A 26,823-nucleotide genomic window follows, 5' to 3' on the forward strand; every position below is an offset into this window, starting at 1 on the left:
GCTCCGGTCAAGAGTGAGGGGAGCCACCGGCATCGGCTGGCGCTTGGATGGCGAATTCGGCGAGAATTTCGGCAGTATGCTCGCCGAGCAATGGTGGATGTCGATCGCGCCGCAACCGGGCATTGCGAAACCGCATGGGGCTCGCAATCAGATCGACCGTCCCGGCCAGGGGATGGGGCATCTGCATCTTCATGGCGCGATGCTGGATCTGCTCGTCGGCGAGCACGGCCGGTATCGTGTTGATGGGACCGCAGGGCACGCCGGCGGCATCGAGGCGAAAGAGCCAATCGGCCATGTCCGCCTCGGCAAAGGCGGCGCGGATGATGTCGGCCAGATCCAGGCGGTTGCGCACGCGGCCGGCATTGGTAGCAAAGCGGCTGTCGTTCGCGAGGTCAGGCTGCCCAATCACCTCGCAGAACTTGGCGAACTGGCCGTCATTGCCAACGACGAGCACCAGGTGTCCGTCGCAGCAGGGGAAGACATCCTGCGGCTGAATGTTGGGATGGGCGTTGCCTGCGCGCCTGGGCGGCGTGCCGGAGACCAGGTAGTTCATGGCCTGGTTGGCCAGAAAACCGACCTGGACATCCAGCATGGCGATATCGATGTGGTCGCCCGCGCCGGTGACGCTACGATGCGCCATGGCGCCCAGGGTGGCTATGGCGGCATACATGCCGGTCATGATGTCGACGATTGGCACGCCGACCTTTTCCGGGCCGCCGCCCGGCACGCCGTCGGGTTCCCCGGTAACGCTCATCAGGCCACCCATGGCCTGGATCATGAAGTCATAGGCGGGCTGGTCGCGACGCGGGCCGGTCTGGCCGAAACCGGTGACCGAGCAGTAGATGATGTCGGGCTTGATCGCCTTGAGGTCGTCATAGCCCAGGCCGTAGCGGTCCAGGGTATCGACCTTGAAGTTCTCGATGACGATGTCGCAATGCCTGACCAGTTCGCGCACCACGCGCTGGCCCTCGGCCGTGGCAATGTCGAGGGTGATCGAGCGCTTGCCCCGGTTGACGGCCAGGAAATAGCCGGCATCGGTCGTGTCCTTGCCGTTCGCATCCTTGAGAAAGGGCGGGCCCCAGCTGCGGGTATCGTCGCCGCGTCCCTGCCGCTCGATCTTGATGACGTCGGCGCCCAGATCGGCAAAAATCTGGCTGGCCCAGGGCCCCGCCATGATGCGACTGAGATCGAGAACGCGAATATGGGACAGTGGAGACTGGCTCATGCGGCGGACTCATCGCCAGGCATGGTCGCCAAAGCGGACGGGCGCGCCTCGAACCTGGCATGCCACCCGGCCAGTGCCGGATGGGCGCCGCGCCAGTCGCGATCGGTGAAGCGGAAATCGAGATAGCCCAGCGCACAGCCGATGGCGATATGGCCGATACCATAGGCACTGTCGTCGAGAGCGGGTGCCTCCCTTTCGAGTGCAGCCAGGGCGGCGACAATCTTCTGCTCAAAGCCGGCGAGATAGCTGGGTGATGGTGTGCCGTCAGGCCGTCCAGCCTCATTGCGCAGCATGAGCAGCACGTCGAGCAGTCCGTCGCCCAGCGCCTGTCGGCGGAGGGCGACAAGGCGCTCGACGGAGTCGGAAGGAAAAAGTCGTGTACCGTTGTGCACGCTATCGAGATATTCGCAGATGACCGGCGAATCGTAGATCGCACCCTGATCCGCCGTCAGCAGGACGGGGATCTTGCCGAGCGGATTGTGCTGCAGGATGTCCGGGCTGACCTTGGCCATCGACGCCACGGCGCGGATTGTCTCGACGCGGTCGGTCAGTCCGGTCTCATGAAGCACGATCATGACCTTGCGAACGAATGGAGATCGTGGCGACCATAGAAGCTGCAAGGGGTCCTCCGACATCCGCTTAAACTAAAAAACCAGTTATATAGCCTTAGTGTCGAATGGGGGTCCGGTCAAGGGTCACGATGGCCCGTCAAGGCAGGGTCTTGTGAAGCTGCGAATGGCATGCTTTCAACGCGCCGAAGAGCGGATTGGCCAAGCGGGCAGGCAAGCGGGTGGCCTTCGGCGCAAACCGGTGCTAGCGCTTCGGCATGGAAGAAGGTGCGATTGCCCGTTTCTGCGCGGCAATGCGGAATGGCGCGTTGACGGCACCATAGCCGGCGTAGCCGCCTCGCCGTTCGACGATCTCGAAGAAGAAGCCTTCACCGAAATTGGGCGTGTAGAGCTGGAAGAATTCGCCGTTCGCATCGCGATCGTAGAGGATGTGGTTGTCGGCGAGGCGCTTGAGCATTGCACCATCAAGGCCGAGCCTGGCCTGCAGGTCGTCGTAGTAGTTCTGGGAGATTTCCAGCGGCGCCAATCCGCTTTTGCGCAAAAAGACCGCCGTGGTGAAAATGTCGGACGAGGCAAAGGCGATATGCTGCACGCTCGAGCCGAAGGTTTCGGCGATGAAGCGCCCGGCCAGGGTGCGGTGGCTTTCGGCGCCGTTGAGCGTCAGGCGCATGGCGCCGCCGGGGCTTTCGATCACCTGGCTGCGTACCAGCCCGGAGGGGTCGATGACATCGACCATGGGACCCTTGTCCACCACGAAGATCGAGCGGTAGAACAGTATCCAGGTCAGCATTTCCTCGTAATTCATGGTCTGGGCGATGTGGTCAAACCCGACCAGCCCGGCATCGGCGCCGGGCGGCTCGGACCCGAATTCGATATCCCAGACCCGCGCCAGATCGGTCCGCTCATCCAAGAAATAGATGACCCCGCCGCCGACCCCGCGAATGGCGGGGATCGACAGCTCGCCCGGGGCCACGCGCTGGGCGAAGGGCTGGGCATGGAGTGCCTTGGCACGCGCCAGGGTGGCGTCCGCATCCTCGACGAGCAGGCCCATGGCATAGGCCGATGTGCCATGGGTGAGGTAGGCGGCATGGGCCAGGCCTTCGCGTTCGGTATTGACCACGATATTGATGCTGCCCTGGCTGAAGCGCTCCACGCTCTTGCTCTTGTGTGTGCCGGTGCGGGAAAAGCCCAACTGCCCCAGCATGGTCCGAAGCGTGTCGGCCTCGATCTCGTCGGCGGTGAACTCGACGAACGAGACGCCCTTGACCGGTACGCGCGGCGGCAGCGTTACGCCGGAGGGAACCACCTCCGGTTCCGCCTCGCGCACCTGGTCCATGAGGAATATCAGGGAGCGATGGCCGTCCAGCGCGATGGTGCGCGGGGAGCCCGAGCGGAACTGGTCGTTGAAAATCTCGAGGGAAAGCGGGCCTGAATAGCCCGTCGCCGCCACGGCACGGGCGAATTCCACCACGGGCAGGTCGCCTTCGCCCGGCATATTGCGGAAGTGGCGGCTCCAATAGAGCAGGTCCATATCCAGCGCAGGGGCGTCGGCCAGCTGCACGATGAAGATCTTGTCGCCGGGGATGGAGCGGATAGTGTTGGAGTCGATGCGGCGCGACAGGCTGTGGAAGCTGTCGAGGATGATGCCGACATTGGGATGATCGGCCCGGCGCACGACTTCCCAGGCGTCGCGATGGTCGTTGACATGTCGCCCCCAGGCCAGCGCCTCATATCCCACCCGGAGCCCGCGCCTGGCGGCTCGTTCGCCCAGTTCGCGGAAGTCGGCGGCGGCCCGGTCGATGCCGCCCAGCGCCGCGGGGGCGACGCTGGAGCAGACCAGCATCAATGGCGCGCCCAGTTCTGCCATCAGGTCAAACTTGCGTTCGGCGCGATCAAAAGCCTGGCGGCGCTGTGGCTCGGGCAGGCCCTCGAAATCGCGAAACGGCTGGAACAGGGTGATTTCCAAGCCCAGGTCAGCGACCATGCGGCGAACGTCCGCAGGACTGCGGTCATAGGCAAGGAAATCATTCTCGAAGATCTCGACGCCATCGAATCCCGCTGCTGCGATGGCCTCCAGTTTCTCGCGCAGGTCACCGCTGATGGAAACGGTGGCAATCGATGTCCTCATCACGCAGCGCCTTTGTACGAACCAGTTCGTACAAAATACGCGCCATACAAGTCTGGGTCAATGGCGCGGGCCGGCCAAGCCATGGTTGTGCGGGTGCGTCTCGGCGAAGTGTTGGGTGCTCCCGGTCCATCGCTCCAAGGCGAGCGAATATCGGGGCGGCGTCAGCTCTCGACAAATATCTCGGGCTTGGCCACGTAGCGCAGCACCATCTCGACCGTGTTCTGCTTGAGCCGGACCAGCATGTCGGGCGCGCCGAAATCGCGGGAAAAGAGCTGGGAGAAGGTGGCACGGTTGGAAACGTTGAAGAAACACAGGGCGCTGATCTGCCAGTGGATCTCAAGGGGGTCGAGGTCGGGGCGGAACAGGCCCTCGCTGAGACCGCGTTCGTAGAGTTCGCCAATGCGGGCGATGGCGGTGACGTTGAGGTCGCGTACGACGCTGGAACGCTGAAGATACTGGCCGTGGTGGATGTTCTCGATCATCACCATGCGGATGAAATCGTCATGCTGGTGATGGTGCTCGAAGGTGAATTCGACCAGGCGTTTCAGGCCATCCAGCGGGGACAGGCCGGCAATGTCCAGCTTGGCCTCCCCCTCGCGCACCTGGCGGTAGGCGTTTTCCAGCGCGCTGAGATAGAGCCCTTCCTTGTCGCCGAAGTAATAGTAGATCATGCGCTTGGAGGAGCGCGTCTTGGCGGCAATCTCGTCGATGCGGGCTCCCGAAAGCCCGTTCAGCGCGAATTCCTGCGAAGCAACCTCGATGATGTTCTGCCGCGTGCCTTCGGGATCCTGCTGGCGCCCCGGTGCCTTGCGTGCAGCTTTGGTTACCTCAGACGCGCTGTCCGACATGGGGCCTTTGCCTTTCCTCATACTCCCCACGATTGACTAAACTAACCAGTTCGTACATTGTGGGGCAAATCGCCTGTCGCAGTTGTACTGGCGAGACGGCGACGAAAACAAGGGCGCATGGCCCAATGCCATGACGTTCCGGGGAGTTGGTTTGGTGTCCAGTCAGAGTGACCGCGTGCGCCGCGCCTTTGCGGTGATCGCTGACGAACGCTCAATGCCCGTTGGCGGCGCCGATGGGACCGTGCGCATCGGTCTGCTCGGCCGCGGCATCGGGTCGTCTCTTACCCCCATCATGCATGAGGCTGAAGGGCGTCGGCTGGGCCTGGCCTATCGCTACGATCTCATTGATTTCGACCGGCTCGGGCTGGACGACTTTGATCTGGGTGCGGTGCTCGAGACAGCGCGGGACCTGGGCTATCGAGGGCTCAACGTTACCTATCCCTTCAAGCAGGCAATCATCCCCCTGCTCGACAGCCTGGCGCCGGAGGCGGCGGCAATCGGCGCGGTCAATACTGTGGTGCTCGGCAACGGCACGAGGGTTGGCCAAAATACCGACTGCTGGGGGTTCGCCCAGAGTGTTCGCAAGGGGCTGGGGGCTGTGCCGATCGACCATGTCGTGCAGATTGGCGCCGGCGGGGCAGGGGCCGCGGTGGCGCATGCCCTGGTGCAGTTGGGCGCAAGACGCATCGACATCATCGACGCCGATGTCGGCAAGGCCGAGGCCCTTGCGCGCAAGGTAGAGGATACGAGAGGGACCCTGGCCCAGGGCCTTGCCCCATCGCATCTTGACGAGGTGATCGAACGGGCCGTTGGCGTGGTGAACGCGACACCAGTGGGCATGGAGAAGTATCCCGGGACGCCAATTGACCCTGGCCTGCTGCGCCGCCGGCAATGGGTGGCGGACATCATCTATTTCCCGCGGGAAACCGAATTGTTGCGTCGGGCCCAGGCGCTCGGGTGCCGTGTGCTGCCCGGCGGCGGCATGGCGATATACCAGGCGGTGCGGGCGTTCCACCTGTTCAGCGGCGTGGAACCCGACGCAGCCGAGATGGGGCGCACCTTTGCCGCGCATGCCTAATTGGCAAGCTTGCCTGTCGACAGCACGTGTTCGACGCCACGATTGACGTGGCTGGACAGCATGGCCAATGCCCCATCGACATCGCGCTGCAGGGCCATGTTGAACATGGCCCGGTGATCATCCACCACGCCGCGGCCGCGAAAGCTGGCCGCCAGCATGTGATAGCGCAGAAACCGGTCGAATATTGCCGCATGCAGGTCGAGCAGCACGCTGGAACCGCATGCAGAAATCAGCGCGTTGTGGAAAGCGAAGTCGTAGCGGACCCAGTTGACCGTGTGGCGCTCATGCCCTGCGAGCAGGCGGTCTTCGGTCGCGGCCAGCTTGTGATGCGCGGCCACGACGCGGCCTTCCCATTCAAGGTCACCATGCGCGAAGGACAGGCGCAGGGCGTGGCTTTCAAGCAGCAGTCGCAGGTCGGCGATTTCCCGCAGATCCTGCGCGGTGGCCGGGGCGACGGCAAAGCCCTTCTGCCCCTCGGCGATCACCAGGGACTCGCTGGCGAGACGATTGAGAATCTCGCGCAATGTGCTGATGCCGACCCCGTACTGCTGCCGCAGGGCATCCAGTCGCAGTTTCTGTCGCGGCGTCAGCCGGCCGGCAATGATGTCCGCTCGCAGCCGCAGGTAGGTTGCGTCGCCAACGGACGTCACGGCGGCATCTGAGGGATCAGGCATCACAAATCATCTGACAAATTTGATTTCATCTGTTATATAAACAAATACGTGAGAAAAAGAAAGCGTGCCGATCTTTCGGCGTCGCCTACCGTTGACATGAACGAACTATTTCGTACAAAGTGACGTCAAGCCGATGACGGGAGGTCATTGGCAGCAGGCCGGAACAGGCCGGAACAGGGGTTTCGGCCCTTCAGGGAGGATCATTGATGACCATTTCACTTTCGCGCCGCGCACTCATGGTGGGTGGCTTGCTGCTGGCAGCCGCCTTTCCTGCCATGGCGCAGGACAAGCCAGTGCTGCGTTTTTCGGCGGTGTTCTCCGAGCAGGACATTCGCGCCGAAATGATGAACCTGCTCACGTCGCAGGTCGCCGAGGCCGCGACGATCGAGACCTATCTTGGTGGCAACCTGTTCAAGCAGGGCACCGAGCTGGTGGCCCTTCAGCGTGGCAATCTCGAGATGGGCAATATCGCCCCGCAGGACGTTTCCAACCAGATCCCGGCCTGGTCGGTCCTGACTTCGGCCTATCTGTTCCGCGACGCGGCACATCTGCGCGCGTTCTTTGACAGCGAGGTCGGCGCCGAGTTCAAGCAGATGGCCGAAGACCAGCTTGGCATCCACATCCTGGGGCCGACCTATTTTGGTGCCCGCCAGGTGGGCCTGCGCGGCGACAAGAAGATCAGCACGCCAGCCGATATGGCCGGCATCAAGCTGCGCATGCCCGGCGGCGACGCCTGGCAGTTCCTGGGCACGGCGCTGGGCGCCAACCCGACGCCAATGGCTTATGCCGAAGTCTATACAGGCCTGCAGACCGGCGCGATCGACGGCCAGGACAACCCGCTGCCCAATGTCGAGAACATGAAGTTCTACGAAGTCATGGATCAGATCGTGCTGACGTCGCACCTGGTGGGCTACGACCTGCTGGTCATCAGCAAGACCGCCTGGGATGCAATGAGCCCCGAGCAGCAGGAAGCCTTCCAGGCTGCCGCCGATGTGGCGATCGATTTCAGCCAGGAAGAGCACCTGAAGCGTGAGGCCGAACTGGTCGAGCGTTTCAAGAGCGCGGGTCTCGACGTCTATGAGCCGGACCTGGATGCCTTCCGCAGCCACGCCCAGCAGATGTATCTCGACTCCGACCTTGCCAGCGACTGGCCTGAAGGTGTCGTCGACAGGATCAACGGCCTGTAGGTTTCCGCTATCGGACGGCGCCACGCTGGCGCCGTCCTTCACTCCAAGGCATTTTCGGTCGACCCGACCGACATAGCGGAGTCCCCGTCATGCCCTCGTCCCTCACCCGCATCGGCGGCTGGCTTCACGCCAGGGCAGAAAATCTGCTGGCACTGATGCTGGCCATCATGTTTGCAGTCTTCATCCTGCAGATCGTCTTTCGCTACCTCCTGAACCTGCCCATCGGCTGGACGCATGAAGTCAGCGTGATGATGTGGCTCTGGCTGGTGCTGTTCGGCACGGCTTTCGTGGTGCGCGACAGCGAGGAAATCCGCTTCGACATCCTCTACGGCGCGGCGCGGGGCAAGTTGAAGCGGGGCATGGTGCTGATCACCGGGCTGACGCTGGTGGCGCTGTTCGCCATCTCGCTGCCGGCGGTGATCGACTACATCCTGTTCATGAAGGTGGAGCGGACCGCCTATCTCAAGATCCGCTTCGACTATCTCTATTCCATATATGGCATCTTCGCCGTCGCCATGATCGCGCGCCAGCTTTGGCTGTGTGGACGCGTCGTGTGGGGCCGGGAAGAAGACGATTTCGATCCGACCAAGGCGGGTTCTGGCGTATGACGGTTTCCCTGGCCTTCCTGCTTGCCCTCGGGCTCATCACCTTTCTTGCCTTTTTCGGCCTGCCCATGGGGCTTGCCATGATCTGCGGATCGATCCTCTACCTGCTCATGCGCGGGCAGGACATGGGGATCGTGGCCGAGCAGTTCCTCAACGGCATGTATTCCAATTACATCATGCTGGCGGTGCCGCTCTTCATCCTGGCCGCCGAGATCATGAACTCGGGCTCGCTGTCGGATCGCCTTCTCAAATGGTGCGACGCTCTGGTCGGACGTTTCCGCGGCGGGCTGGCCCAGGTCAACGTGCTGCAATCGATCGTCTTTGCCGGCATGAGCGGCTCTGCCGTCGCCGATGCTGCCGGATCGGGCAAGATGATGCAGCACATGATGACCAAGGATGGCAAATACACGGCCTCCTACGCCGCAGCGCTGACAGCCGCCACGGCGGTGATCGGACCGATCATCCCGCCCTCCATTCCCATGGTGCTCTACGCCCTGGTGGCCGATACCTCGATTGGCTACCTGTTCCTGGGCGGACTGGTGCCAGGTCTGCTGATGTCGCTGTTCCTGATGGTGCAGATCGGCATAACGGCGCGGATCAAGAATTTCCCCATTGAGCCGCCGGTGCCGGTCCGGCAATTGCCGCGCATGACCTGGGAAGCCCTCCCGGTGCTGATGATGCCGGTGGTGCTGATGTGGGGCATCTATGGCGGGGTTACCACGCCCACCGAAGCCGCTGCGGTGGCCGCAGCCTACGCCCTGATCGTCTCCGTCGTGATCTATCGCAGCGTAACGGCGCGGGAATTCTACAGCTCGCTGCTGCTCAGCGCCAAGACAACGGCCTCGATCGGCATGCTGATCGCCGGGGCACTGGTCTTCAACTACGTGGTGACCATCGAGAACATCCCGCGCAGCCTTTCCATGCTGCTGCTCTCCTGGGATCTCGATCCGCTGATGTTCCTGATCATCGTGAACATCATCCTGCTGATCCTCGGATGCGTGCTGGAAGGGACGACGATCCTGCTCGTCATCGTGCCGGTGCTGATCCCCACGGCCCAGGCCCTGGGTATCGACATGGTGCATTTCGGAGTCGTGGTGGTGGTCAACATCATGCTTGGCCTGATCACGCCACCCTATGGGCTGCTGCTGTTCATCATGACGCGTATCTCGGGCTCATCCATGCGGTCGCTGATCGCCGATGTCATGCCCTTCCTGTTGGGGCTGTTGGTCGCCCTGGGCGTCTTCACCTTTGTCCCCGAGACCGTGCTCTGGCTGCCAAAACTGTTCGGGTATCAGGGAGCCGTGCCGTGAAGCCCATCTACATTCTCAATGGTCCCAACCTCAACCGGCTGGGCAAGCGCGAGCCGCATATCTACGGCACGACCACGCTGGCGGAGGTGGAAGCCAGTTGCCGTGCTGCTGCGGGCGAACATTCGGTGGTGTTTCGCCAGACCAATAGCGAGGAAACCCTGATCAACCTCGTGCACGAGGCGATCGACGAGGGCTCCGGGATCATCATCAACCCGGCGGCCTTCACCTTCACCTCGCTGGCGCTGCTCGACGCGCTCAAGATGTTCGAAGGCCCGGTGATCGAAATCCACATCTCCAATATCCACAAGCGCGAGCCGATCTATCACCGCTCCTATGTGTCGATGCGCGCCGATGCGGTGATCGCCGGCCTGGGCGTCTATGGCTATGAAGCCGCTGTCCTGTCCCTGCTCAGACTGCTGAGGGCGTAGCGGCAGTCAGGCTGCGCGCGCGACAGTGCTGGAGCTTTGCGCTCCGGGCCCGGCAACGCTGTCGACGATGATCTGCAGATGGCCGCGCGAGCATGGCTCGATGCGGGCATCGATCCGGTAGACGTCGCGCAGCAGCTGGGCGGTGATGACCTCGTTGGTCGGTCCCACGCCCTTGAGGCTGCCATGCTCGATGACAATGGCCTTGTCGGCAAAGCGCATGGCCTGGTTGAGATCGTGGATGGCGATGAAGACGATCATGCCGCGGTCACGGGCCACCTGCTGCATGAAGGCCAGCACTTCCATCTGTCGGTGCAGATCAAGGGCACTGGTGGGCTCGTCCATGAGCAGGATGTCGGGCTCGCGCACCAGCGTCTGGGCAATGCCCACCAACTGCCGTTGGCCCCCGCTCAGTTCCCCGAGATTGCGGAAGGCGATGTCGACGATGTCGATGGCCTGCATCACGCCGTCGATCAGGACGAGATCCTCGTTGCTGACGGACCAGCCTGTTCCCTGCTTGCGGGCGAGAAGGATGGATTCGTAGACCGTAAGCACCGCATTGGCCGAGGTATCCTGCGGCATGTAGCTGATGGCGCGCTTGCCCTTGCCCGACCCTTCGACCTGCACTGTGCCGGGGCCGGGAAGCAGGCCCGCCATCCGCTTGAACAGCGTCGACTTGCCGGCCGCATTGGGGCCGATCACCGCGACGAGTTCACCCGAGGAGAAACGGGGCGTGGTGACGCCGGTGACCGTCAGGCGTCGCCCGTAATAGGCACCGATATCGTCCAGAGCTATGGTTACCATGACCGCCTCACATTGGAGAGAATGAGCGAGAAGAAGAAGGGGACACCCACCAAGGCCGTGATGATGCCGATGGGAAAGACCACGCCGGGCAAGATGGATTTGGAGACCACCGAGGTGGCCGAGAGCAGGAGCGCACCGGCCAAAATTGAGGTGGGCAGGAAGAAGCGCTGGTCCTCGCCCACCAGCATGCGCGCGACATGGGGCCCGACCAGGCCGACAAAGCCGATCGTGCCCACGAAACTGACGGGCACCGCCGCCAGCAAGGCCACGATCAGCATGGATTCAAGCCGGATGGCGCGGACATTGACCCCGAAGCTGGCGGCCTTGTCCTCGCCCAGCCGGATGGCGGTGAGTGCCCAGGCGTGACGGGCGAACATGGGGATGGCAAAGACCAGGACGGCCAGGGTGATCCAGATCTTCTCCCAGGTGGCTTTGGTGAGGCTCCCCATGGTCCAGAATACGACGCTTTGCAGCGCCTGCTCGGAGGCCAGATACTGCAGGAAGGCCAGCAGGGCATTGAAGGTGAAGACCAGTGCGATCCCCAGCAGGATCACGGTCTGTACGGTGACGCCGCGGGCCTGGGAAATGAAGTGGATGACCAGGGTGGCGATCAGGGCCATGACGAAGGCGTTGAGCGGCACCATGAAATTGGTGGCGAAGGGGACGATGGAGACACCCATCACGATGGCCAGGGCGGCGCCAAAGCTGGCTGCCGCGGATATGCCCAAGGTGAAGGGACTGGCTAGCGGATTGGCGAGGATGGTCTGCATCTGCGCGCCGGCGAGCGACAGCGCAGCGCCGGTGATGATGGCCATCAGCGCCATGGGCATGCGGATGTCCCAGACCACCACCCTGACCTGGTCGGTGACGCTGGCTGGAGCGAAGATCGCGGCAATGACGTCCCCCACGGCGTAGCGGGCGGGGCCCCAGGCGATATCGATGGTGAAGCTGAGTGCCAGTGCGAGGGTAAAGCCGAGAATGATGAGGATGCGCCGCCAGGCCAGGGCGCGGTAGAGACCGCGCCCCTCATTGGCAACAGCATCGGCGGCTGCCGTTGCCATCAGCTATTCCTCGTTCAGTGCCAGCCAGTAGCCGGACTGGTAGGGCACGGGCAGGAAGCGCTCGTGGAACTCGCGGAAGGTGGCTTCCGGATCGAGATCGGCAAAGAGCTCGGGGTGGAACCACTTGGCCAGTTGCTGGATCGGGGCAAACTGGTAGGGGCTGGCATAGAACTGGTGCCAGATGGCATAGACCTTGCCATCGGTCACGGCCTGCACGTCGGTAAAGGCCGGCTGCTCCATCAGTGCCGCCAGGGCCTCGCGGCTCTGATCGGCGGTGCTGGCGGCATTAGGGCCGACATTGACATAGGCGGGGCCATCGCCACTGGCTGAGGGTGAATTGGTCCAGTCCGAACCGGTCACCACGATGATTTCGGGATTGGACGCGATGACCTGCTCGGGATTGATCGTGCCGGTATAGCCGGGCAGGAATTCCGCACCCAGATTGATGCCGCCGGCCATTTCGACCATCTTGCCGTAATTGTCGGTGCCGAAGCTGCCGCAGCAATCGCCCAGACCCGCTGCGCGGTACATGAAGACGACCGGCTTTTCCGGGTTGGCCTTGGCCAGGACGTCAGTCACGCGGGCGGTCTGCGCATCCCAGAAGTCGATGATTTCCTCGGCGCGTTCGCTCTTGTCGAAGAGCTGGCCAAGCACGCGCAGGCTGGGCTCGGTATTGTCGATGATGTGCTCGCGGAAATCGACATAGACCAGCTTCACGCCGACCTGGTCGAGCATTTCCTCGAGCTTGACCTCGTCTGCCGCGGCCTTGGAGCCGATGGTCAGGATCATGACGTCGGGTGCCAGATCGACCACCGTTTCGGTCTGCAGCGTGCCATCGGTGAGATTGCCCAGGAACGGGAGGTCGGCGGCCTCGGGGAAGGCGGCGATGTAGTTGTTGAAGCCGGTCAGATCGGTCGTGTTGAGATCGTTGCGCCAGGCGACGACATGCGCGAACGGGTTTTCCGTCTCAATGGCGGCCAGCGCATAGATCAGCCGGCCTTCACCCAGAATGACCCGCTCCACCGGACCATCGAAAGCGACCTGGCGCCCCGCCACGTCGGTGACGGTGAAGGGATCGGCAAGGCTGGCGACAGGCAAGAAAAGGACGGTCCCGGCCAAGGCGGCCAGGGCAGTGTTGCGAATGGACATTGCCACGCACTCCGGTGTTGAAAGACACCCCGCACTATGAAATATGACAAACGGAATCAAGAATTATCTTTTAGAGCGATTCCAACCAGTTGGCGTCAATCCGGGGTATCCATATGAACGAGTTGAGCAATTATTCCATTCGCGACGAGATCCGCGAATTCTGGTCCGAGCGCGCCGCGACATTCGATCTGAGCGTGGGACATGAGGTGTTCAGCGAGGCCGAACGCCGGGGCTGGCATCGCCTCATTCGCAAGCATCTGGGCGAGGGACAGAAGCGGCCACTGCTCGACCTGGCCTGCGGTACGGCGGTGATCTCTCACCTGATGAACGATATGGGCTTTCAGGTAACCGGGCTGGATTGGTCGGATGCCATGTTGGCGCAGGCGCGGGCCAAGGCAGCCAAGCGCGGCACCGATATCCGTTTCATTGTCCGCGACGCAGAAAATACCGGTGAACCGGCCGACAGCTATGAGGCGATCACCAATCGCCACCTGGTCTGGACGCTGGTGGATGTGCCCGCCGCCTTTGCGGAATGGCACCGTGTGCTCAAGCCGGGTGGCAGACTACTGATTGTCGATGGCAATATGGGCCGACCCAGCTGGGTTTCGCGGCTGCATGGCACCGTCAATAAGGCGCTGGGGCGGCTCCCGCCAACCAGGGGGCACAATATGGATCCGGCCCTGGCCGAACGGCATCGCCGCATTCGCGAGCAGGTGTACTTCAACAATGGCATGCCGGCGGAGGCGGTTGTCGCTTTGCTGGAACAGGCAGGTTTTGTCGATATCGTCGTCGACCGCAATCTCTGGGACATTCACCTGGCGCAGGCGGGGAAAATGCCGTTCTGGCGCGCCGCCGAGCGGCTGGCGTCGGATCGCTTTGCCATCTGCGCGCGCAAGCCGGCACTTTTGAATCGAATGTCTGCATTGGACCGCGGCAGGCGGCCGTGGCCGCCTGCCAGCCGCTGACCGATCAGCCGCGGAACGGCGACACCTGCTGCAGGGTGTCGGGATCGAACAGCTGCATGTCCGTACCGCCGGCGCCATTCGGAACCCAGGCGCGGACATAGCTGCCCCATTCTTCCACGCGCTCGGTGGCAACGCCGCGTGCGTCAAGGGCGTATTCGAGCGAGGATTCCTCGTAGCCGTGGATGGTCGTATCGGCCATGGCGAGCGTGGGAAGAGCGGTGAAGCCGGCGACGGCGACCAGTGCAGCGATGGAGAGGCTTTTCATTGGATGTTCCTTTCTGTTTGAACAATCTCACTTTGCGCCCCGCGCATTGCCTCAACATTGCAAAGTCTTTTTATTTTCAAATAGTTATGTCCAAAAATGACAACGGCACCCCGCTCGAAAAGCGGGGTGCCGTGCTTGTCTGACGCCGTGGAGGTGGGGCGTCAGGCGCCCGAGGACATGGGCTCGGTTTGCGTCGCGTGATGGTCTGGCGCCCGCGGCAGGAAGCGGCCGACGAAGCGTGACAGCGCATCGACATAGGTCAGCATGACCGGCACCACGACCAGCGTGAGCAGGGTCGAGCTGATCAGGCCACCGATCACCGCATGGGCCATCGGCGCGCTCTGGTCACTGCCTTCGTGAATGGCGAGGGCGAGTGGCAGCATGCCGAAGATCATGGCCAGCGTGGTCATGATGATGGGACGGAAGCGCGTGCCGCCGGCCTCGATCAGGGCATCAACCAGCGTCGCGCCTTCACGCCGATGCTGGTTGGCATTGTCGACGAGCAGGATGGCGTTCTTGACCACAAGACCCATCAGCATGACGAAGCCGATCATGGAATACATGTTCAGCGTCGATCCGCCGACCAGCAGGCCCAGCATGACGCCGACCAGCGATAGCGGCAGCGCCATCATGATGGCGAGGGGCTGCAGGAAGCTGCCGAACTGGCTGGCGAGAACCAGGTAGATGAAGATTACCGCCAGCAGCAAAGCCGAGACCATGCTGCCCACGGTATCAGCAAGCATCTCGCTGTCGCCGCCCTGGGCTATGCTGACGCCCGCGGGCAGATCGAGCGCGGCAACCGCGGCATCGATCTGCGTCGTGACATCGCCCAGCACGCTGCCCTCGATATTGGCACTGATCGTGACCTGGCGCGTGAGGTCTTCGCGGTGAATCTCGCTGGGGCCGAGCGTGGGTACGATTGTGGCGATCTGGTCGAGGCGGATGGCGGTGGACGTATCGCCCTGGCTCTGGGCGATGGGCAGGTCGCCAATGGCATCCACGCTCTGGCGCATGGCTTCGGGCAGGCGCACGACGACGTCGAGCTGGTCTCCGGCCGCGTTGGTCCATTCCGAAGCGGTCGAGCCGCCCAGCATGGCGCGCAGGGCCGAGCCGGTCGCCTGGACGCCAATGCCCATATCGCTGGCGGCCTGACGGTCCAGCACAATGTCGAGCATGGGCTGGGCCTGCTGCAGGCTCAGTTCGATATCGACAATGCCGGGAATGGCCAGCATGGCCTCATTCAACTGCGCCGCGGCAGTGGCGAGGCCGTCGAGGTTTTCTCCCAGCAGCTTGACCTGGATGGGACTGTCGCCGCCGCCCAGGCCGCCACCGGCAGTCACGACGAAGCTGGCGCCGGGAATGACGCGCAGCGCCTCGCGGATCGGAGCGGTCATCTCCAGGGACGAGCTGGTGCGCTCTGCAGGATCGACCAGGGCCACCGCAATGCTGGCGCGGTTCTCGCCAGAGGCGGTGCCGGCATTGACGCTGGTATAGGTGCTCTCGACCTCGGGCATGGTGGCCAGAATGGCCTCGACCTGATGCGCCTTGACGGCAGTATAGTCCGTAGACGAGCCGGCCGGGGTTTCGAGGTCGATCTGGATCTGGCTGTTATCGGCGGGCGGCAGGAATTCGACGCCGACCATCGGAAAGAGCAGGAAGCTGCTGCCGAAGGACATCAGGGCGACCAGCATGGTGATGATGCGGTGACGCAGCGACCAGCGGAGCACGCCCCGATAGCCATGCGCCAGGCGCTCAAAGCCCTTGTCGAACAGGCCGATCAGCCGGCCGATGGGCCCCCGCTTGGCATCAGGCTGGGAATCCGGGTCGTACCAGACGCTCGACAGCATCGGATCGAGGGTGAAGCTGACAAAGAGCGAAATCAGCACAGCTACCGAGACCGTGACGCCGAACTGCATGAAGAAGCGGCCGACAATGCCGTCCATGAAGGCCAGCGGCAGGAACACGGCGACGATGGATAGGGTGGTGGCCAGAACGGCCAAGCCGATTTCCTTGGTGCCATCGAGCGCTGCCTGAATGTGGTTCTTGCCCATATGCAGGTGCCGGGTGATGTTTTCACGCACCACGATGGCGTCGTCGATCAGGATGCCTACCGACAGGGTCAGCGCCAGCATGGTCATCATGTTGAGAGTGAAGCCCAGCAGGCTCACCACGGTCAGGGTGCCGATGATCGAGATGGGCAGGGTGAGGCCGGTGATGATGGTCGAGCGCCTGGAGTTGAGGAAGAGGAACACGATCACCACGGCGAGCAAAGCACCTTCGACCAGGGTGGCCTGAACAGTCTCGAAATTCTGCTCTATCGGCTCCGCCGAGTTCTGCAGCACGTCGATCACGACGTCCTCGGGCAGGCTGCCATTCGCGTTGAGCGCTGCGACAGCCTCTTCGACGGCATGGGCAATGGCGACCGTATTGCCGCCCTCGATCTTGACAACGTCGATGGCCAGCGCCTGTTCGCCATCGCGGAAGGCCAGGCCATCCGTATCGGACGGACCCTGGGTGACGGTCGCGACATCGCCGACGGTCACGGTCTCGCCGCCATTGCTGGCAACCACGATATCGCGGAAGCCTTCAATGGTGGCCACTTCGGCATTGATCTGCACGGTCTGGACCAGCATGCCTTCGATGATCGAGCCGGAGGGCAGGGTCTGGTTGTCCTGCTGGAGGGCCGAGACGACGTCGCCAATGCCGATGCCGAAGGCATTGAGCAAATCCGGGTCGACGGCAATATTGACCTGGTTGTCGAGGCCGCCAACCACGGTGGCACTGCCCACGCCGGAAATGGCCGTGAGGGCGGGCGTGACGATGTCGTCCGCCAGCGATGTCAACTCCAGCACCGACCGGGTCGGGCTGCTGAGGGCCAGGGACAGCATGGGGCTGGCGGTGGGATTGTAGCGCAGCACCTGGGTGGTGTCGGCGGCGTCCGGCAGTTGATCGGCGATCGCCGCCAGCCGGTCCCGCACATCCTGGGCTGCCGCGGCGGCATCGGTCTCAAGGGTGAACTGCAGGACGACGGTCGAGTGGCCGGCGCTCGAGGTCGAGGTGACCGACTCGATGCCGCTCAGGGTGTTGACGGCATCCTCGATGGGCTGGGTGATCTCGGTCTCGACCGCTTCGGGCGAGGCGCCCGTATAGGGCGTCAGCACCGCGACGATGGGGAAATCGACATCGGGATATTGTTCGATAGGCAGGCTGCGATAGGCGGAGATGCCAAAGACCATGATCGCCACCATGATCATGGTGGCAAAGACCGGGTGACGGACGCTGATGGAGGTGAGGAACATGGCTCAGTTTTCCGCGATGACAACAGGGGTGCCGTCGGACAGACCGGACAGCGCGGTGCCGACGATCATGTCGCCAGCTGCCAGGCCCGAGCGCGCCTCGACCAGCGCCTTGGTAGGCCACTCGGCGCCGGTTTCCACGGAGCGCTCCTCAAGCACGCCATCGACCACCGCAAGCACGTAGCTGGTCTCGTCGCGCGTCTGGATGGCAGTTGTCGGCACGGCCAGGACGTCTTCGACCTGCTGGACCACGATATTGCCGGTGACGAACATGCCACCGCGCAGCACGCCGTCAGGATTGTCGAGCGTGAGATAGACCTTGATCGAACGGGTGCCGGCTTCCGCGACGGGGCTGACCCGATCGACGGTGCCGGTAAAGGTATCCTCCTCCATGCCCTGCACGGTCAGCCGGACTGATTGTCCGGCCTCAATCCGCGCCGAATCCTTGAGCGCAGCGATCACCTCGACGCGGACGGTGGAGAGATCGACGATGGAGAGCATGGTGGTGCCGGGGTTGACGATCTGGCCAGGTTCGATGGCGCGGGAGGATACGGTGCCGGCAAACGGCGCGACGACGCGGGCGCGGAGCAGGTTGGTTTCCGCCTGGGCAACCTGGCTCTGCTGGGTAGCGAGCGCCGCCGTCAACTGGTCGACCTGGGCCTGGGCGCTGTCGAGCGTGGTTTGCGCCGCAAGGCCCTTGTCGGACAGCGCCAGGGTGCGTTCCAGCGTGGTTTGGGCGGCGCGCAGTTGGACCATGGTGGATGCCATCGTGCTGCGCTGCTGGTCCACTTGCAGGCGCAGATCGGTAGTGCCGACCTCGACGAGCAGTTGACCGGCCTCGACGTGATCGCCGGGACGCACCGCTACCGTTTCGGCCAGGCCGCTCACCTGGGAGGCGATGGCGGCTTCCTGGCCGGGATGGATCGTGCCCGTCACCTTTACCAGGTCTTCGACGCGCTGGGGTTGCACCGCCACGACTTCCAGGGGATGCAACTGCATCACGCGGGGTGTTTCGGGTGCGGCCAGGGTTGCAGCGATGGGGGCAGGTGGCAATCGATTGGCCAGCAACATGGTGACGCCGCCGGTTGCCAGGGTCAGGACGACTGCCGGCCAGAACCACCTCCCGGTGCGGCGGGCAGGCGTGGGGCGGGTAGTGTTGGCGAGCGGATCGGACGGGTTCATTGCGGCCTCGCATTGCTTTGGGGGCCGAGCACCGGCCTGTGAACCCATCCAATGACGGCTCAGGATTGCGCCAACGTTGCGCCACGCAATGCAGCCGCAATGTCTGTCGCTAGACTGGGCAAAAGTGGATTAGGATTGTCGTATGCGTATTTTGCTGGTCGAAGACGAGATGAACATGGCCGCGGCACTGACCGCCGCACTGAGCCGCCACGATATTGTGGTGGATCATGCCCGCACGCTCGAGATCGCCGAGGAGGCCTGCCGCAGCGGCGTGCATGATGCCGTGCTGCTCGACCGCAAGCTGCCAGATGGCGACGGTTTGTCGTTGATCCCCGTATTGCGGCGCGAGCAGGCTGGCTTGCCCATTATCGTGCTGTCGGCGCTGGGATCACCCGACCATCGCGTCGCCGGGCTCGACCATGGCGCCGACGACTATCTCGCCAAGCCGTTTTCGACGGATGAGCTGCTGGCACGATTGCGGGCGGTGATGCGCCGTCCGGCACAGATTGGCGAGAGCATGGTCAATGTCGGCCAGTTGCGGTTCAACCTGACGGAGCGCCAGGCCGATGTGGCCGGCGAACCGCTGGATCTGACGCGCCGTGAATTGCTGGCGCTGGAAATCCTGGTGCGCCGCGCCGGCCGGACGGTGTCACGCAGCGCACTGGAAGAAGCCGTGTATGGCTATGACGACGAGATCGCGTCCAATTCGCTGGATGCGCACATCTCGCGTTTGCGGCGCAAGCTCAGTACGGCGGGGGTGGAAATCCATGCCATTCGTGGCTTGGGCTACCTGCTGCGGACCGCATCATGAGACCCTGGCTCGCGACATCGCTGCGGACCCGGCTGACCTGGCGCATGGTCCTGATGCAGGCCCTGGTGCTGATGGCCTTCACCACCGTGGCGGCCATTCCCATCCTCAAGCTGATCAGCGAGGAGCAGGGGCTGGACGAGGGGGTCATCGAGCACATCGCCGATTCTATCGAGCGCGACCCTGCCGGCGGGTTGGCGCTGGTTCCCGACGACGACATCCTCGAAAAAGCGGCGGAATATCCGTATCTCTGGTTCTATGCCACCGATATTGACGGCAATGCGGTGCAGATGGGCAATATTCCCGAGCGCGCCGATGATCTGCTCGATTATCTGCCCCGGCTGAACTCGGCCAATATCGCCGATATTGGCCCGGCCGAAGCGCCGGCCGCCCTGGTGCGGCGCCACGACAGCGACGCGGGGCAGCTCTGGATCATGACCGGCGGCGGTCCGGAGATACGCTTCAAGATCATTTTCGGCGCCATTGCCAATCCGATCTTTCTGGGGCTGCTGTCACTGCTGACGATTGTCTCCTTCCTGGTCATCCCCACCATCGTGACGCGCGAGTTGCGCGGTGTGGAGCATGTTGCCGCCGAGGCGGACAGGATTGACGTGGACCAGCGCGGCATTCGCCTGTCATCCGAGCATGTGCCCGATGAGCTGCATTCGCTGGTGCGCGCCATAAACGCCGCGCTACAGCGGCTCGACGACGGCATCGAGCGGCGACAGCGCTTCCTGGCCGATGCGGCGCATGAATTGCGCACACCGATTGCCATTCTGCAGACCCGGATCGAGCTGCTGCCGGATGACGAGGAGCGCAGCCGGCTGATGCTTGATGTCGCGCGGCTGGCGAACCTCGCCAACCAGCTGCTCGACCTGCAGCGGCTGGATTCGGACGTCACCGTCTTCCAGCCGGTCAACCTCGTCGACCTGGCGGCGGAGGTAACGGCCGATATGGCGCCGCTGGCGATCGCCGCAGGAGACGATATCTCGTTTGATGCCGAGGCAGACAGCGTCACCGTTGCCGGCGACCGCGCCTCGCTCTCGCGGGCCATCGTCAACCTGATCCAGAACGCGATCATTCACGGCGGGCGGAAGACCGCGATCCGGGTCGCGGTCGGGCGGGATGGTTCGCTTCGCGTAGCGGATACGGGCCCCGGCATTGCAGCGACGTATCGGGAAGCCATTTTCGAGCCCTTCAACCGCATCGTGCCCCTCGAGCAGGGCGCCGGCCTGGGGCTTAATCTGGTGAGGGATATCGTGGTTCGCCACAATGGCCAGATCACCGTGGGCGATGCTCCCGGCGGCGGGGCTCTGTTTGAGATATTCCTGCCGCTTGCGACCGCGCAGGCAAGCTGAGCGCAGTCGCCTCTCGCTTCAATTATGCTGTAGGATGGGTTCGCGAGGTGCCGCGGGCCTGTCCGGTGGCGCGAAAGGGAGACCGGTCATGCAAAGTTCGACGACACGCACCACCAAGGGCCGTGGCAGGCTGTTCGACAGCATTCTGGAGACGGTTGGCGATACGCCGGCCATCCGCATCAACAATCTGGGTGTGCCCGGCGTCACGCTCTATGTGAAGGCGGAGTTTTTCAATCCGGCCGGATCGGTAAAGGACAGGCTGGCCCTCAACATCATCGAGGCGGCGGAACGCAATGGCACGCTCAAGCCGGGCCAGACCGTGGTGGAAGCCACCAGCGGCAATACCGGCATCGGGCTGGCGATGGTCTGTGCGCAAAAGGGCTACCCGCTGGTCATCACCATGGCGGACAGTTTCTCCATCGAACGCCGCAGGCTGATGCGCATGTTTGGCGCCAAGGTGGTGCTGACGCCGCGCGCGGAAAAGGCGCTGGGCATGTACCGCAAGGCTGTGGAACTGGCGCAGGCCAATGGCTGGTTTCTCGCCAGCCAGTTCGAGACCAGCGCCAATGCCGATATCCACGAAGCCACCACGGCGCGCGAGATCATCAACGATTTTGCCGGTTCGCGTCTCGACTATGTGGTGACCGGCTATGGCACCGGCGGGACTGTGTCCGGGCTGGCACGTGTATTGCGCAAGGAGCGGCCCGAGACGCGCATTGTCCTCAGTGAACCGGCCAATGCGCAATTGCTCGGAAGCGGTGAGCCGCAACAGCGTGGCGATCATGGTGCCCCGGCGGCGACCCATCCCGCCTTTACGCCACATCCCATCCAGGGCTGGACGCCCGACTTCATTCCGCTGGTGCTGCAGGAGGCCGTCGACAGCAAGGGCTATGATGAACTGGTGCCCGTTGCCGGACCGGACGGCATGCATTGGGCACGACAGTTGGCGCAGAAGGAGGGAATCCTGACCGGCATTTCCGGTGGCGCCACCTTCGCCGTCGCGCATCAGCTGGCCGAGCGGGCGGCGCCGGGCTCGGTCATCCTTTGCATGCTGCCCGACACCGGCGAGCGCTACATGACGACGCCGCTGTTCGAGTCGATCGAGGCAGAGATGGATGCAGAAGAGCTCGCCTTGTCGCGCTCGACACCCGGCTATCAATTGCCCGTCGCCTGATCCCTTGCGCTTGACGGTTCTGGCGCCCGTGTCGGCACCAGAGCCGCTGTCGGGCGCAAATTATGCCACGGGCGCTATCTCGTCATTCGCCTGTCATCCACCGCATCTAGGTTCCGAACTCATCCGAATGAGTGACGAAGGCCTTTATGCGCAGTCGCGGACACACGTGGGAAGCCACGCGGGACAAGATCAGTGACGAGATTGCAGCGGGTCACCTGCCGCCGGATAGCCGCTTGCCGTCCGAGCCGGAGCTGTGCGTCCTCTACAATACCAGGCGGCATTCGTTGCGGCGCGCGCTGGCGGCGCTTGTGGCGGAAGGCAAGCTGCGGGTCGAGCATGGCCGGGGCACCTTTGTCGAGCGCGCGCCGCTGATCAACTACGTGATCGGCCCGCGCACCCGTTTCCGCGAAAACCTGCTGGCACAGGGCCTGACCGCCTCCGGCCAGGGCATTTCGGAAATGCGCATTCCAGCCGGTGCCAGGGTTGCAGCGGCGCTTGGACTGCACGCGGGTGCACCGGTCTTTGCCATCTGCCGTCGCGGCTTTGCCAATGACCTGCCGATCAGCTTGGGCTGGTCATACCATGATGCAGAGCGCTTTCCGGACATGGCGGATGCACGGCGGGCCGGGATTTCGGTCACCGAAACCTACCGCAAGCACGGCATTGCCGACTATCGGCGCCAGAGCACCACGATCTTCACCCGGCTCGCCACCGAGCACGAGGCGGCGCTGCTGATGCTGCGGCCCGGCCAATCGGTGCTGATCGTGCAGAAGACCGATGTCGATCTCGACGGCAGGCCGATCGGTTTTTCCGAGGCGGCCTGGGCCGGGGACCGGGTGCAATTCACCTTCGAAAATGCCCAGGCGGGCGAAGTGGTCAGCGAAAGGACCGACAATGTTCAATGAAGCCAGCGACCCCGGGCCCGAGCGGCGCGGCCATGCCGATATCCTGGGCATTCTGGCGCGGGCCCGATCCACGCCGCTCAAGGCGCTTGCCGAAAACCTGCTCGACCAGCTGGGTGACATCACCGTCATCGCCAACCGAACCGGGCTGGTCATGGTGCCGATGCGCGACACGGTCGAGAATGTCGATTTTCACCTCGGCGAAGTGCTGGTGAGCGAGGCTCATATCGCCGATGCCGATGGCCGCATCGGCTACGGCATGATCACCGGGCGCGACCTGGAGCGCGCCATGGCCATGGCCGTGGTCGACCTGTCGCTCGCACGTGATGCGCGGGCGGAGGCCGTGCTGCACTTCATCGAGACCGAACGGCTGCACCAGGCGGCGCTGGATGAGACGCTGATGCGCCGGGTCGAGGCGACGCGCGTTGAAATGGAGACTTTCTGATGCTGACCGTCGCCCCTCCCGATGCCGCCGAAGCGCGCTGCAACGCCACGTTCGAAGCCCTGATGTGGTCGATGGCCCGACCGGGCGATGTGCGCGAACTGCCCGAAGCCGGCATGGCGCCCATCGTCGAAGCGCTGATCGACCGCGAATGCGTTGCCTATGCGGACAGTCCGGATCTGAGCCGGCAGATTGTCGATACCGGCGCGGTTCTGGGTGATCCGGCCACGGCAGACCACCTGTTCCTCGATCGTCTGGAGGGGGCGTCGGATGCGCTGGCCGCCATTCGGTGCGGCAGTGCGCTCTATCCCGACGGTGGTGCCACGCTCGTCGCGCAGGTTGCCCATGGCTCCGGCCAAAGGCTGCGCCTGAGCGGCCCCGGCATCGACGGCGCGCGCGACATGGCGCTCGCCTTGCCGGCCGAATTCTGGGCCATGCGCGAACAGCTTTGCGCCTATCCCGAAGGCTTTGACCTGCTGCTTGTCGACGGCCGTTCGGTCATCGGCATTCCCCGCTCCACCCAGATAGAGGTGCTCTGAATGGCCTATGTCGCAACCCGCGGTGGCGAAAAGGCCATCGAGCAGGCCGAGCGCCTGTTCCGCCAGGACCTGGGCACGATCGACGCCACCCGCGTCGAGGCGATCCGCCAGTCCATGCCCTATCTCGTCGATCGCGTGATGGGCGAAGCCTCGCTCTATGACGAGGACATGGCGGCCCTGGCGCTGGCGCAGACCGGCGGCGAACTCTCCGAGGCCGTGCTGGTGCTGCGCGCCTGGCGCACCACCCAGCCGCGCCTGGCGGTGGCAGTACCGCTGCGGCAGGAGGACTTGCTGACGGTTCGCCGCATCTCGGCGGCGTTCAAGGACATTCCGGGCGGACAGATCCTCGGGCCGACGCTCGACTATTCCCACCGCGTGTTGGCGACCGACGTGTTCGAGGGCAAGCCCTATGATCCGCCGGCCGTCGATCCGGCGGCGACAGCGGCGCCGATGCGGCAGCCGTCACTGGCCAACTGGCAGCGGCAGCAGGGCCTGGTGGCCCCGGCCAATGACAGCACTGTCGCGCCCGACGACATTCCCGACCTGACGCGCGAACCGCTGCTGTTTCCCGCGTCACGCGCGCATCGGCTGCAGAGCCTGGCGCGGGCCGAGACGGGTGGCGTGCTGGCGCTCGGTTATGCGGCGATGCGCGGCTATGGCAATGCCCATCCCACGGTCAATGAGCTGCGGCTGGCCGAAGCCGAGGTGGTGGTGCGCCATCCGAGCGGCACCGAGTTTTCGGCGGGCCGGGTGCGGGTCTGCCAGGCCGAGGTGACGTCCAAGGAGAAGGGCGGCTTTCTTGAGCTCGGTTTTGCCGCCAGCTTTGGCTGGAACGAGGTCAAGGTGATCGCCGCCGCAACGCTCGATCTCAATTCGGCGGAAGCGCCAGTGGGTTCGCCGGTGCATGAGGAATTCTACCTCTACCACACCGAAAGCGTCGAAGCCTCGGGCTTCTGCATCCACTTCAAGCTGCCGCACTACGTCACCTTCCAGTCGGTGCTGGATGCCATGCGCGATGCCAAGGCCAAGGCGGCCGCTGCCAAAGCCAATCAAGATGTGGCGCTCGAGCGCCAGGCGGAGCCCGCAGAATGACCCTTGCTGCACTCACCAAGCCCTGGGCTGCCACCAGCTATGGCTTTCTTGACGCCTCGGCCAAGCGCGAACTGCGCCGCAAGATGCTCAAGGCCATCGCCGTACCCGGCTGTCAGATGCCCTATGCCAGCCGCGAAGTGCCGATGGCACGCGGCTGGGGCACGGGGGGCCTCCAGGTCACACTGACGCTGGTCAACCCGAGCTCGACCATCAAGGTCATCGACCAGGGCGCTGACGATGGCGTCAACGCCGCCTCGATCCGCCGCTTCATCAGCCGCGTCTCGGGCGCCGCCGAAACCTGGGACACGCTCGCCGCCTCAATCGTCCAGTCGCGGCATCGGGTGCCGGAAGAGACGATGCGCGAGGATCAGATCCTCGTGCTGCAGGTGCCCAATCCCGAGCCGCTGCGCGGGGTGGAGCCCAATATGTCGATCGCCCGGCAGATGCATGCCGATGCCGACTATGGCCGGCTGTGGCTGACGCTCTATGAGCAGCTCGTGCGCAAGGGGCGCATCATGCAGGGCGCCGCCTATCCGAGCCTGGTCAACGGACGGCATGTGATGACGCCATCGCCGATCCCGCGCTGGGATGTGCCCAAGCTCAACATGGCCAGGCACCTGACCTTTCTGTCGGCCGGGCGCGAGAAGCGGCTGCATGCCGTGCCGCCCTTTACCCGTGTCGAGCCGCTGGTGTTTTCGGACCGGCCCTATCGTGTCGAGGATCATGCCGATCTGGTGTGCCGCCGCTCCGGCATTGCCGGCTATTTCATGAACGAGATTCCGCAGGACAGTGGCGGGTCGGTGTTCGAAGTCTCCGACAGCAATCTGGGCATCAAGGCCATCCGCCGGGCCGAGGGCGAAGCTGTCGAGATCGGCGCCACCTGGTACGAAAACGGGGAGTATTCGGCATGAGCATCGACATGACCATGGCGCCGGCTCCGCTGCTGCCGCCGCAACTGATGCAGACCGAGGCGCTGCTCAGCATGCGCGGCGTGACGCGCCACTATGGTGAGGTGCGGGCGCTGCGCAGTGTCAACGTCACCGTCTATCCCGGTGAAGTGCTGGGCATTGTGGGCGAGAGCGGCTCGGGCAAGTCAACGCTGCTGCGCATGATGAACCTCGAGGACACGCCGGACCGGGGCGACTATCGCCTGCGGCTGCGGGGGCGCGACGACGGCAACCTGTTTGACCTTGGACGCTATGAGCGCCGCATGCTGTGCGCGCATCATATCGGCATCGTCTATCAGAACCCCCATCTGGGCCTGCTGATGCGGCACAGTTCGAGCGGCAATGTCGCCGAGCGGCTGCTGATCGCCGGCGAGCGCAGCTTTGAGGTGCTGCGCAGCAAGGCGCGCGACGCGCTCGATGCCTCGGAATTTCCGCTCTCGCGCATGGATGCGCGGCCGGCCGAGCTGTCCGGAGGCATGCAGCAGCGGGTGCAGCTGGCCAAGGCCATTGCGCTGGAACCGGCGCTGCTGCTGCTCGACGAGCCGACGACCGGGCTCGATGTGAGCGTCCAGGCGCTGGTGCTCGATACGCTGAAGCGCCTGCAGCGTGATCGCAATATCACCATGGTGCTGGTCAGCCACGACCTCGGTGTCATCCGAACCATGGCCGATCGCGTGCTGGTGATGCGGCATGGCGAGGTGGTGGAGCAGGGCCTGGCCGACCAGGTTTTCCAGGACCCCCAGCACCCCTATACCCAGCAACTCGTTCACGCCAAGCTCTAGGGGGCACC

25 protein-coding genes and 1 pseudogene are annotated in these 26,823 nt (G+C 63.9%); 15 read left to right on the forward strand and 11 right to left on the reverse strand.

Annotated features, from left to right (window positions below; translation table 11 throughout):
• Positions 1 to 7: 7 nt before the first annotated feature.
• From ACLI1C_RS17540 to ACLI1C_RS17555, 4 genes are all read right to left on the reverse strand, one after another.
• Positions 8 to 1,225, reverse strand: a complete 1,218-nt coding sequence (locus ACLI1C_RS17540) for a CaiB/BaiF CoA transferase family protein (RefSeq protein ID WP_411398844.1) — start codon at positions 1,223 to 1,225, stop codon at positions 8 to 10.
• Complete coding sequence (locus tag ACLI1C_RS17545; RefSeq protein WP_411398845.1) at positions 1,222 to 1,860, reverse strand: glutathione S-transferase family protein; 639 nt, start codon at positions 1,858 to 1,860, stop codon at positions 1,222 to 1,224. The genes ACLI1C_RS17540 and ACLI1C_RS17545 overlap by 4 nt, the downstream gene beginning before the upstream one ends.
• Before the next feature lie 178 nt (positions 1,861 to 2,038).
• The gene (locus tag ACLI1C_RS17550; RefSeq protein ID WP_411398846.1) at positions 2,039 to 3,922 is read right to left on the reverse strand and encodes a bifunctional sugar phosphate isomerase/epimerase/4-hydroxyphenylpyruvate dioxygenase family protein; all 1,884 of its coding nucleotides are present in this window, start codon (positions 3,920 to 3,922) and stop codon (positions 2,039 to 2,041) included.
• 161 nt (positions 3,923 to 4,083) lie between these two features.
• Positions 4,084 to 4,770, reverse strand: coding sequence for a TetR/AcrR family transcriptional regulator (locus tag ACLI1C_RS17555; protein ID WP_411398847.1), 687 nt, complete (start codon positions 4,768 to 4,770; stop codon positions 4,084 to 4,086).
• Between the two features lie 214 nt (positions 4,771 to 4,984).
• Here ACLI1C_RS17555 and ACLI1C_RS17560 point away from each other — a divergent pair, with 214 nt between their 5' ends.
• Positions 4,985 to 5,848 (forward strand): shikimate dehydrogenase, encoded by an 864-nt coding sequence (locus ACLI1C_RS17560; protein ID WP_411399075.1) that lies wholly within the window; start codon positions 4,985 to 4,987, stop codon positions 5,846 to 5,848.
• Here ACLI1C_RS17560 and ACLI1C_RS17565 read toward each other — a convergent pair.
• A complete protein-coding gene (locus ACLI1C_RS17565; RefSeq protein WP_411398848.1) occupies positions 5,845 to 6,522 on the reverse strand; it encodes a GntR family transcriptional regulator in 678 nt (225 codons plus the stop codon). The two genes, ACLI1C_RS17560 and ACLI1C_RS17565, sit on opposite strands and share 4 nt — an antisense overlap.
• A 206-nt stretch (positions 6,523 to 6,728) precedes the next feature.
• Between ACLI1C_RS17565 and dctP the strand changes: the two genes are divergently transcribed.
• From dctP to ACLI1C_RS17585, 4 genes are all read left to right on the forward strand, one after another.
• Complete coding sequence (dctP, locus tag ACLI1C_RS17570; protein ID WP_411398849.1) at positions 6,729 to 7,709, forward strand: TRAP transporter substrate-binding protein DctP; 981 nt, start codon at positions 6,729 to 6,731, stop codon at positions 7,707 to 7,709.
• Positions 7,710 to 7,798: 89 nt separating this feature from the next.
• A complete protein-coding gene (locus tag ACLI1C_RS17575; RefSeq protein WP_411398850.1) occupies positions 7,799 to 8,317 on the forward strand; it encodes a TRAP transporter small permease in 519 nt (172 codons plus the stop codon).
• Positions 8,314 to 9,624: a TRAP transporter large permease gene (locus ACLI1C_RS17580; protein ID WP_411398851.1), complete on the forward strand. Its 1,311-nt coding sequence runs from the start codon at positions 8,314 to 8,316 to the stop codon at positions 9,622 to 9,624. Before ACLI1C_RS17575 ends, ACLI1C_RS17580 begins: the two co-directional genes overlap by 4 nt.
• Complete coding sequence (locus ACLI1C_RS17585; protein WP_411398852.1) at positions 9,621 to 10,052, forward strand: type II 3-dehydroquinate dehydratase; 432 nt, start codon at positions 9,621 to 9,623, stop codon at positions 10,050 to 10,052. The genes ACLI1C_RS17580 and ACLI1C_RS17585 overlap by 4 nt, the downstream gene beginning before the upstream one ends.
• Before the next feature lie 6 nt (positions 10,053 to 10,058).
• Here the strand turns inward: ACLI1C_RS17585 and ACLI1C_RS17590 are convergent, their stop codons facing one another.
• From ACLI1C_RS17590 to ACLI1C_RS17600, 3 genes are read right to left on the reverse strand one after another with little or no spacing between them, the layout of a single operon-like run.
• Positions 10,059 to 10,853, reverse strand: coding sequence for an ABC transporter ATP-binding protein (locus ACLI1C_RS17590; protein ID WP_411398853.1), 795 nt, complete (start codon positions 10,851 to 10,853; stop codon positions 10,059 to 10,061).
• A complete protein-coding gene (locus tag ACLI1C_RS17595) occupies positions 10,847 to 11,914 on the reverse strand; it encodes a FecCD family ABC transporter permease (protein ID WP_411398854.1) in 1,068 nt (355 codons plus the stop codon). Before ACLI1C_RS17595 ends, ACLI1C_RS17590 begins: the two co-directional genes overlap by 7 nt.
• A gap of 3 nt (positions 11,915 to 11,917) precedes the next feature.
• The gene (locus ACLI1C_RS17600) at positions 11,918 to 13,063 is read right to left on the reverse strand and encodes an ABC transporter substrate-binding protein (RefSeq protein ID WP_411398855.1); all 1,146 of its coding nucleotides are present in this window, start codon (positions 13,061 to 13,063) and stop codon (positions 11,918 to 11,920) included.
• 113 nt (positions 13,064 to 13,176) lie between these two features.
• Between ACLI1C_RS17600 and ACLI1C_RS17605 the strand changes: the two are divergent.
• Positions 13,177 to 13,962: pseudogene (locus ACLI1C_RS17605) on the forward strand (methyltransferase domain-containing protein); the annotation flags it as partial.
• Between the two features lie 70 nt (positions 13,963 to 14,032).
• Here ACLI1C_RS17605 and ACLI1C_RS17610 read toward each other — a convergent pair.
• From ACLI1C_RS17610 to ACLI1C_RS17620, 3 genes are all read right to left on the reverse strand, one after another.
• A complete protein-coding gene (locus tag ACLI1C_RS17610; RefSeq protein WP_411398856.1) occupies positions 14,033 to 14,293 on the reverse strand; it encodes a hypothetical protein in 261 nt (86 codons plus the stop codon).
• A gap of 161 nt (positions 14,294 to 14,454) precedes the next feature.
• Positions 14,455 to 17,592, reverse strand: a complete 3,138-nt coding sequence (locus ACLI1C_RS17615; protein WP_411398857.1) for an efflux RND transporter permease subunit — start codon at positions 17,590 to 17,592, stop codon at positions 14,455 to 14,457.
• Between the two features lie 3 nt (positions 17,593 to 17,595).
• Positions 17,596 to 18,771 carry an efflux RND transporter periplasmic adaptor subunit gene (locus tag ACLI1C_RS17620; RefSeq protein WP_411398858.1) on the reverse strand — a complete coding sequence of 392 codons (1,176 nt, stop codon included), beginning with the start codon at positions 18,769 to 18,771 and terminating at the stop codon, positions 17,596 to 17,598.
• Between the two features lie 142 nt (positions 18,772 to 18,913).
• Here ACLI1C_RS17620 and ACLI1C_RS17625 point away from each other — a divergent pair, with 142 nt between their 5' ends.
• The 9 genes from ACLI1C_RS17625 to ACLI1C_RS17665 all read left to right on the forward strand — a co-directional run bounded on the left by ACLI1C_RS17625 (position 18,914) and on the right by ACLI1C_RS17665 (position 26,815).
• Positions 18,914 to 19,582 (forward strand): response regulator transcription factor, encoded by a 669-nt coding sequence (locus tag ACLI1C_RS17625; RefSeq protein ID WP_411398859.1) that lies wholly within the window; start codon positions 18,914 to 18,916, stop codon positions 19,580 to 19,582.
• Complete coding sequence (locus tag ACLI1C_RS17630) at positions 19,579 to 20,937, forward strand: sensor histidine kinase (protein WP_411398860.1); 1,359 nt, start codon at positions 19,579 to 19,581, stop codon at positions 20,935 to 20,937. The genes ACLI1C_RS17625 and ACLI1C_RS17630 overlap by 4 nt, the downstream gene beginning before the upstream one ends.
• An 88-nt stretch (positions 20,938 to 21,025) precedes the next feature.
• Positions 21,026 to 22,111 carry a PLP-dependent cysteine synthase family protein gene (locus ACLI1C_RS17635; protein ID WP_411398861.1) on the forward strand — a complete coding sequence of 362 codons (1,086 nt, stop codon included), beginning with the start codon at positions 21,026 to 21,028 and terminating at the stop codon, positions 22,109 to 22,111.
• Positions 22,112 to 22,257: 146 nt separating this feature from the next.
• Positions 22,258 to 23,016 carry a phosphonate metabolism transcriptional regulator PhnF gene (gene phnF / locus ACLI1C_RS17640; protein ID WP_411398862.1) on the forward strand — a complete coding sequence of 253 codons (759 nt, stop codon included), beginning with the start codon at positions 22,258 to 22,260 and terminating at the stop codon, positions 23,014 to 23,016.
• Positions 23,006 to 23,458, forward strand: a complete 453-nt coding sequence (locus tag ACLI1C_RS17645) for a phosphonate C-P lyase system protein PhnG (protein WP_411398863.1) — start codon at positions 23,006 to 23,008, stop codon at positions 23,456 to 23,458. Before phnF ends, ACLI1C_RS17645 begins: the two co-directional genes overlap by 11 nt.
• Positions 23,458 to 23,994 (forward strand): phosphonate C-P lyase system protein PhnH, encoded by a 537-nt coding sequence (gene phnH / locus ACLI1C_RS17650; RefSeq protein ID WP_411398864.1) that lies wholly within the window; start codon positions 23,458 to 23,460, stop codon positions 23,992 to 23,994. Before ACLI1C_RS17645 ends, phnH begins: the two co-directional genes overlap by 1 nt.
• Positions 23,995 to 25,086, forward strand: coding sequence for a carbon-phosphorus lyase complex subunit PhnI (locus tag ACLI1C_RS17655; RefSeq protein WP_411398865.1), 1,092 nt, complete (start codon positions 23,995 to 23,997; stop codon positions 25,084 to 25,086). It begins immediately after the preceding gene.
• The gene (locus tag ACLI1C_RS17660) at positions 25,083 to 25,997 is read left to right on the forward strand and encodes an alpha-D-ribose 1-methylphosphonate 5-phosphate C-P-lyase PhnJ (RefSeq protein ID WP_411398866.1); all 915 of its coding nucleotides are present in this window, start codon (positions 25,083 to 25,085) and stop codon (positions 25,995 to 25,997) included. The genes ACLI1C_RS17655 and ACLI1C_RS17660 overlap by 4 nt, the downstream gene beginning before the upstream one ends.
• Entirely contained in the window at positions 25,994 to 26,815 is an 822-nt protein-coding gene (locus ACLI1C_RS17665) for an ATP-binding cassette domain-containing protein (protein ID WP_411398867.1), read from the forward strand. Before ACLI1C_RS17660 ends, ACLI1C_RS17665 begins: the two co-directional genes overlap by 4 nt.
• Positions 26,816 to 26,823: the final 8 nt, after the last annotated feature.

This window comes from Devosia sp. XGJD_8, assembly GCF_046614475.1.
Lineage (GTDB): Bacteria > Pseudomonadota > Alphaproteobacteria > Rhizobiales > Devosiaceae > Devosia.